General features: G+C 54.6%; 4 protein-coding genes and 1 pseudogene. 1 reads left to right on the forward strand and 4 read right to left on the reverse strand.

What is annotated here, in order from left to right; genetic code table 11:
* The first annotated feature begins 163 nt into the window (after window positions 1–163).
* Window positions 164–2,020 (forward strand): hypothetical protein, encoded by a 1,857-nt coding sequence (locus I9W95_RS05705; protein ID WP_225672760.1) that lies wholly within the window; start codon window positions 164–166, stop codon window positions 2,018–2,020.
* A gap of 29 nt (window positions 2,021–2,049) precedes the next feature.
* Here the strand turns inward: I9W95_RS05705 and aroE are convergent, their stop codons facing one another.
* The 4 genes and pseudogenes from aroE to I9W95_RS05725 form a co-directional block, all read right to left on the reverse strand.
* Window positions 2,050–2,880: a shikimate dehydrogenase gene (aroE, locus tag I9W95_RS05710; protein ID WP_225672762.1), complete on the reverse strand. Its 831-nt coding sequence runs from the start codon at window positions 2,878–2,880 to the stop codon at window positions 2,050–2,052.
* Between the two features lie 7 nt (window positions 2,881–2,887).
* Complete coding sequence (hemF, locus tag I9W95_RS05715; protein WP_225672763.1) at window positions 2,888–3,841, reverse strand: oxygen-dependent coproporphyrinogen oxidase; 954 nt, start codon at window positions 3,839–3,841, stop codon at window positions 2,888–2,890.
* Window positions 3,842–3,855: 14 nt separating this feature from the next.
* Window positions 3,856–4,401: an L-threonylcarbamoyladenylate synthase gene (locus tag I9W95_RS05720; protein ID WP_225672764.1), complete on the reverse strand. Its 546-nt coding sequence runs from the start codon at window positions 4,399–4,401 to the stop codon at window positions 3,856–3,858.
* Between the two features lie 172 nt (window positions 4,402–4,573).
* Window positions 4,574–6,575: pseudogene (locus tag I9W95_RS05725) on the reverse strand (hypothetical protein); the annotation flags it as partial.

Below are 6,575 nucleotides of genomic sequence, written 5' to 3' on the forward strand. Positions count from 1 at the left end.
TTGTTTGGGTTTTGGCGAATGCAAACTTAACCGATTTTACTGCCGTTCTCATTTTTCACGCTTAAATGCGATGAACCTTTTTTTTAAGCCTGCAACCCGACTGTGTGAAAGCAAACCCCGTTTGATAGCGCTACAATTTACGGGTCTTTCACAGGGATTAGTAATGACTCCTCGCCTGCTTACATTCGCTCTCGGATGGTTACTGGCCGCATCGGCTGTTGCCGCACAGCATTGGGAACACATACCGCACTCAAAACAGGGCATCAGTTACAACCAGTACCTCGCCAGCCTGAATATTCCAGCGGCTGGTCACCGCAGTCAGTGCAAAGACGACCGCTGCCGCTACTGGATCAGCATCGGCAATGCCGAATTCCGCGTAAGCAAAGATGCAGCCATCGTGTCGCAATCCCGCTATGACGGTGCCACCTGGGCGATTTACCACGATGACGAAGACTACTACCTGCTCTCTGCCAGCCGCAGCGGACGCGGCAAACGGCATGGTAAGGTCTCGCGCGAGATCGCAGCTTGCCTGGCCACTGCCGTCAGCCAAAGCATTATCAGCGTATCGGGCACGCCCGTGTGCTTGTCAGGTAACACCCTATACCTCGGTAGTGAGAAAAAGAGACTGTCGGGCAACCCTGTTGCCAGTTCCTTCGGCACGTCTTATTCAGGCTACTGGGCCCTCGCCTACGCAGACGAAAAAATGCAGGTCCACGTGGGTAACCACAAAGGATTCACGCAGGTACTCAGCAGTTTGCATGAGCGCAGCGATATTGATCAGGTACTGAGCGTTTTCCCGACCAGCCAGAACAGTCAGTGGCTGGCCGTGTACGAATACATGAATAAGCGCAACAAAAGTCTGCGCCTTTACCGTATTAAGGGCGATTCGGTGAGCGACTACACCGTCGCCAATACCGTTGAAGACGATCGCGGTGTTCGCCCCATGGTTTATCAAAGCCTCGATGGCGAGCTGCACGTCAGTTCCGATGCGCTGACCGGCAATTATTTCTACGATTTTCAGCCTTCGTCATTGCATGACCAGCAGCCGCACTACAACCCGTTTCAGTCTGTCGATGTAGCAGACATCACGGCCAGCGTCGGTTTACGCCTGACCCGCTGGCATGTAAATCAGAGCACTAAAGAGCCCAGCAATGGTGATGGCGATAGCAAATCGCTGTCCTCCACAGAGTATGAAATGAACGACTCCATGCTTACTGAATACCGTTTCGCCGGGCGTTTTATGCGCACCCAGCTGGCGCTGAGCTATCTGAAAAATGAATCTGAGCGCAATATGAATTCGCTGCAAAAAACGGCCAGCCACAAACTCTGGGGTGCGCTGGGTATCGATGGATTGTTTAAGGGTCCTGCTGTACTGCGCCTCGAAGTTGCCAGCGAGAAAGCCGGCGGCATTGCTACCTACGAGGACGCTAACGATCAGCAGCAAGTCGTTGCCTTTGAAAACGATTACCGCCGTTATTCGGCCATGGTCACCCAGGAGCTGGGCTGGTTTATGGGGGGCAGCTATGTGCGTAACAATATGCCGATGGCCATCGCTTTTTATGAAGCAGGCCTCAGCGATCCGCTGCTGTATTTCGACCCGGATTTCAGTCTGCAAAAGCTGCTGTTTGTCATAGGCTACGACACCTCACAGTACGCCAGCCGCTATCTGTTCAGCTACCGTGATTTCTATATCGACGGCCGCTTCGGTATCGGTCTTTATCAGTACGATATTGGCCGGGATGTTGTACGCGATGCTGAACAGGTCAGTGGCAAGTCGCATAGCAGTGATATTGGTCTGGCTCTGGACGGCGCGCTGGAAGCCGGCTATTTATGGCAGGTGCGTTCGGTCGATGCAGGCGGGCTGGGCGTGTCTTTTCAGACCGGTATCAGTGTCGACATTGAAACCTACCTGAACGGGGTGTCGGAAGACACTGAAGTCGATGACGATGAGATTGTGTCGTCATTCGAACGTACGGATATTCGCTGGGGCCCTTACCTGCGCCTGAATCTGCTGTTCTGATAGCGACACCAGAACAGCAGAGGCTGGTCTTAGCGGTGAGTGCGACGCTCGTTACGCAGAGCAGCAATCACATTGTGGGTCTGCGGGCGATGTCCACGCCACAGGGTAAAGGCTTCAGCAGCCTGTTCAACCAGCATACCCAGACCATCAATGGTGGTGGTTACGCCGTTATCCTGTGCCCACTGGTTAAATACCGTCAGGCCGCTACCGTACATCATGTCGTAGCACACGGTTGCCGGGGTTAAAGCCGATACCGGCAACGGCGGCAGTTCACCACTGAGGCTGGCCGAAGTGCCGTTGATGATCACATCGAACGCTCCTTCTACCTCAGTAAAACCACAACCAGAGACGTTACCCAGATCAGCGAAATCCTCTGCCAGTGCCGCGGCTTTGCTTACCGTGCGGTTGGCAATCACCAGCTCTGCTGGCTGCTGCTCCAGTAATGGCTGCAGCACGCCGCGCACGGCACCGCCAGCACCCAGCAGCAGAATACGTTTGCCTGCCAGCTCAACCTGATGATTCACCGTCAGGTCACGCACCAGTCCAACACCATCGGTGTTGTCAGCCAGAACGGTGCCGTCTGCCATACGCTTAAGGGTATTTACCGCCTGCGCACGTTTAGCACGCTCGGTGTATTCTCCGGCAAAGCGGTAGGCGTCTTCCTTAAAGGGCACGGTGATATTCAGCCCCGCACCACCATGCGAAAAGAAGCGCTCAGCGGCGTCAGCAAACCCTTCCAGCGGCACCAGCTGCGCCGTGTAGAGCATATTGTCCCGGGCCTGCGCCGCAAAGGCGGCGTGAATCTGTGGTGACTTACTATGGCCAATGGGGTTGCCCATCACACTGTAGAGATCCGTCATACACGCCTCACACCCACTCTTTGTGTGGCAGGAAGTCGGTATACAGCTTCGACTCAGGTGAGCCTGGTTCCGGGTTCCAGTCATAGTCCCAGTGCACCACCGGCGGCAGTGACATCAGAATGGATTCAGTACGACCACCGGTCTGCAGACCAAAAATAGTGCCGCGGTCGAACACCAGATTAAATTCCACATAACGACCACGACGATAGCACTGGAATTTACGCTCGCGCTCACCGTATTCGGTGTCTTTGCGCTTCGCCACAATCGGCACATAGGCGTCGATATAGCCGTTACCCACCGCCTGCAGGAAGGCGAAGGTTTTTTCGAAGTTCAGCTCGCCATCCCAGCGATTGAGGTCGTCAAAGAACAGACCGCCGACACCGCGCGCTTCGTTGCGGTGCTTAAGGTAGAAGTAGTCGTCGCACCACTTTTTGTACTTTGCAAACACCTCAGCACCGAATGGCTGACACAGGTCTTTAGCGGTCTGGTGCCAGTGCACCACGTCTTCTTCAAAGCCGTAGTAAGGAGTCAGGTCGAAACCGCCGCCCATCCACCACACCGGCTCTTCGCCTTCTTTTTCGGCAACGAACAGACGCACATTGGCGTGGGAAGTCGGTACGTATGGGTTGTGCGGATGAATCACCAGCGACACACCCATGGCCTGAAAACTACGGCCTGCCAGTTCCGGGCGGGAAGCGGTAGCAGAAGCTGGCAGACGCTCACCGCGTACGTGAGAGAAATTCACACCGCCTTTCTCGATAACGGCGCCATCGGCAATCACACGGGTACGACCACCACCGGTGAGAGCCAGCTCACCTTCGGCACCTTCACGTTCCCAGGCATCCTCAACGAATACCGCCTGACCATCCTGCGCTTCCAGTGCGCTGCAAATACGATCCTGCAAATCCAGCAGGAAGGCTTTTACGGCTGCAACATCGCAACCTGTACCAGCCTGACTCATGAGTAACTCCTCAATTAACGCAGACGCTGACCTGTCAGCGTGCGGATTTCCGATGGCTGAGCACGACCGCCGAGGGCGCCCGGCAGAATATAATCCAGCTCATCAGCAAAATACTGTCGTACCCGGAAGGCATCACGGGCAGGTTCTTTTCCGGCAGGGTTGGCCGAGGTAGACACCAGAGGTCCGACCTCGTCACACAGCTGTCTGACCAATGGGTGATCAGTAAGACGCACGGCAAGGCTATTATGTTCCCCGCGCAGCATCTGCGAAACCTGTTCGTGACATGGCAGCACCCAGGTCACCGGCCCCGGCCAGGTTGGCCAGATCTGATTCAGGTCGTCTGCCGACAGCGGCTTGATCCAGTCGTGCAGCTGCTCCAGTGACGACGCCACCATCACCAACCCTTTCTGCCACGGGCGATCTTTTAATTCGAGAATGCGCGCAATGGCGTCATCGTCACGAGGGTCACAGCCTAACCCCCATACAGCTTCGGTCGGATAGGCCAGCACACCACCACTGCGAATGCAGCGTACCGCCTGAGATAAATGCCAGGAATTCACGTTTGCTATGCCTAACGCAGAAAAAGGAATGCGGCACCCTACAACATGGCCAAAAAGGCGGCAAGAGGCGACCCGGGTCGGCCAGTAAAGTGTCGTTGAATGGCCGTTAATTTTTTCCCTTTAAATGAAAAAGCCCCGCACAGGCGGGGCTTTGTTTCTGCCAGCTCAGCAATCAGGCTGCTTTCGCCAGGCGCCAACGCCGTGTGGCAAGCAGTACAGGCGATAGCGTAAGGAGCCAGATAAGGGAGCCGCCGCCGGACGAGCCGGAGCTACTTTCCTTTTCGTCCTCATTCTGGTCATTGCCATCGGCCGAGCCGGAGCTACTTTCCTTTTCGTCCTCATTCTGGTCATTGCCATCGGCCGATTCTGTACTCGCCTCCACGTCAACCACCTCAATTGCCTTCTCCAGAACCGATGATAGCGCTGGTACGCCATCATCTGTCACATTGATCCAAACGCGATAGACACCTGACGTAAGACCCAGAGGTGAAAATGTTACCTGGCGGGTATTCGGGGCGACCGCTACCAGCCCCCCAAAGTTCAGGGCAATCTGGTGTCCGTCATTTCCGTTAGGGTCAACAATTCGTATTTCAACAGAGACATCGCCAGCGGCGCGATTGATAACATCGGTTTCAGCCCCTGCCTGCTTAACAGACAGAGAAATCTCTGGAGGCAGGTTTTCATCCGTAATCAACAGGCTGTGCTGCTGCCACTCGGGCTCAATATCCAATTCTCGCCCTTCAGCGCTAACAATCATGCTCTGTTCAAGATTAATCAGCAGAATCTCTCGCTGCTCAAACACACTGTCTACTGCTATGGGTAGCTGAAAAGCAGCCCTGGTCGCGGGAGTGTTATCAGCCCCGGGTAAGAGTGTCACTAAATGCTCAGCATCTAATGAAAATGCAGCATCCACGTCGCTCTGCTCAGCCGTCGACAACTGCTGATCGATACTCAGTTTGAACTGCACCGGATACTCTGGTGACGGTCCGCTAAGCGACAACCAGACATCTGCAACCGCGTTTTCACCCATCAGCGACTCAGCTTGCTCAAAACGAGCACGAGGATAAATCCGGATGAGCTGAGGCATTGGCTCACTCATATTGCCTGCCAGGTCAGAAGCGAACCATTCAACACGATGTAAGCCAACCGGCAGCCTGACAATATCATCCTCATCCGCGATGAGTTCATCACCTTGCAAGTAAACCCGGTATGTCAGTAATGCCGATGCATCAACTGCATCCTCCGCATAAGCGCTGGCTTTCCATTCAAGAAACTGAGTTTCAGACAGCTCAGCAAAAAGCCCCGCATCATCAGAAACCGCAAGGCTAAGGTCAGAGTCAAACGGCATCATAACCGGACGACCATTATCCACAGCGTTATCAGGATCAAGCTCATCCGGGATAGCGTCATTGTCCATATCATCCGGATACCGGTCTGCGTTATCACCTATACCATCACCATCACGATCCGCCCAGTCCGACCCATCATCCGGATACCGGTCTGCGTTATCACCTATACCATCACCGTCGCGGTCGGCCCAGTCTGATGCATCATCCGGATAAAGATCCGCATTATCGCCAACGCCATCACCATCACGGTCGGCCCAGTCCGCCCCATCATCCGGATAAAGATCCGCATTATCGCCTATACCATCACCGTCGCGGTCGGCCCAGTCCGCTGCATCATCCGGATAAAGATCCGCATTATCTCCAACGCCATCACCATCACGGTCGGCCCAGTCCGACCCATCATCCGGATAAAGATCCGCATTATCGCCTATACCATCACCATCGCGGTCGGCCCAGTCCAATGCATCATCCGGATACCGGTCTGCATTATCACCGACGCCATCACCATCGCGATCTGACCATTCGCTGCCATCAAACGGGAACTGGTCGCGGGTGTCATCAAAGCCGTCACCATCATCATCTATGTCGGCATTATCACCCATGCCATCCTGATCGAAATCACGTGTTTCCGTCGGGTCTTCTGGCAAGGCGTCTTCATGATCAATAACACCATCACTATCGCTGTCACGATACAAGGTGCCGTTCAGGTTAAGCGCAGGTAACTGGCTGTTAGTACCAAAGTTCCAGTAAGACTGGGTGTTACCCTCGGCATCGATATAAACAGCATCCCCCCAGCCTGCGTAAAGTGTTGTGTCCGTTACACAG

Source organism: Thalassolituus marinus, assembly GCF_020320395.1.
Classification (GTDB): domain Bacteria; phylum Pseudomonadota; class Gammaproteobacteria; order Pseudomonadales; family Oceanobacteraceae; genus Venatoribacter; species Venatoribacter marinus.

What these genes read in the sequence shown, in the direction of transcription:
- aroE (WP_225672762.1), bottom strand. Translation starts at nt 2,880, where the DNA reads ATGACGGATCTCTACAGTGTGATGGGCAACCCCATTGGCCATAGTAAG.
- I9W95_RS05705 (WP_225672760.1), top strand. Translation starts at nt 164, where the DNA reads ATGACTCCTCGCCTGCTTACATTCGCTCTCGGATGGTTACTGGCCGCA.
- hemF (WP_225672763.1), bottom strand. Translation starts at nt 3,841, where the DNA reads ATGAGTCAGGCTGGTACAGGTTGCGATGTTGCAGCCGTAAAAGCCTTC.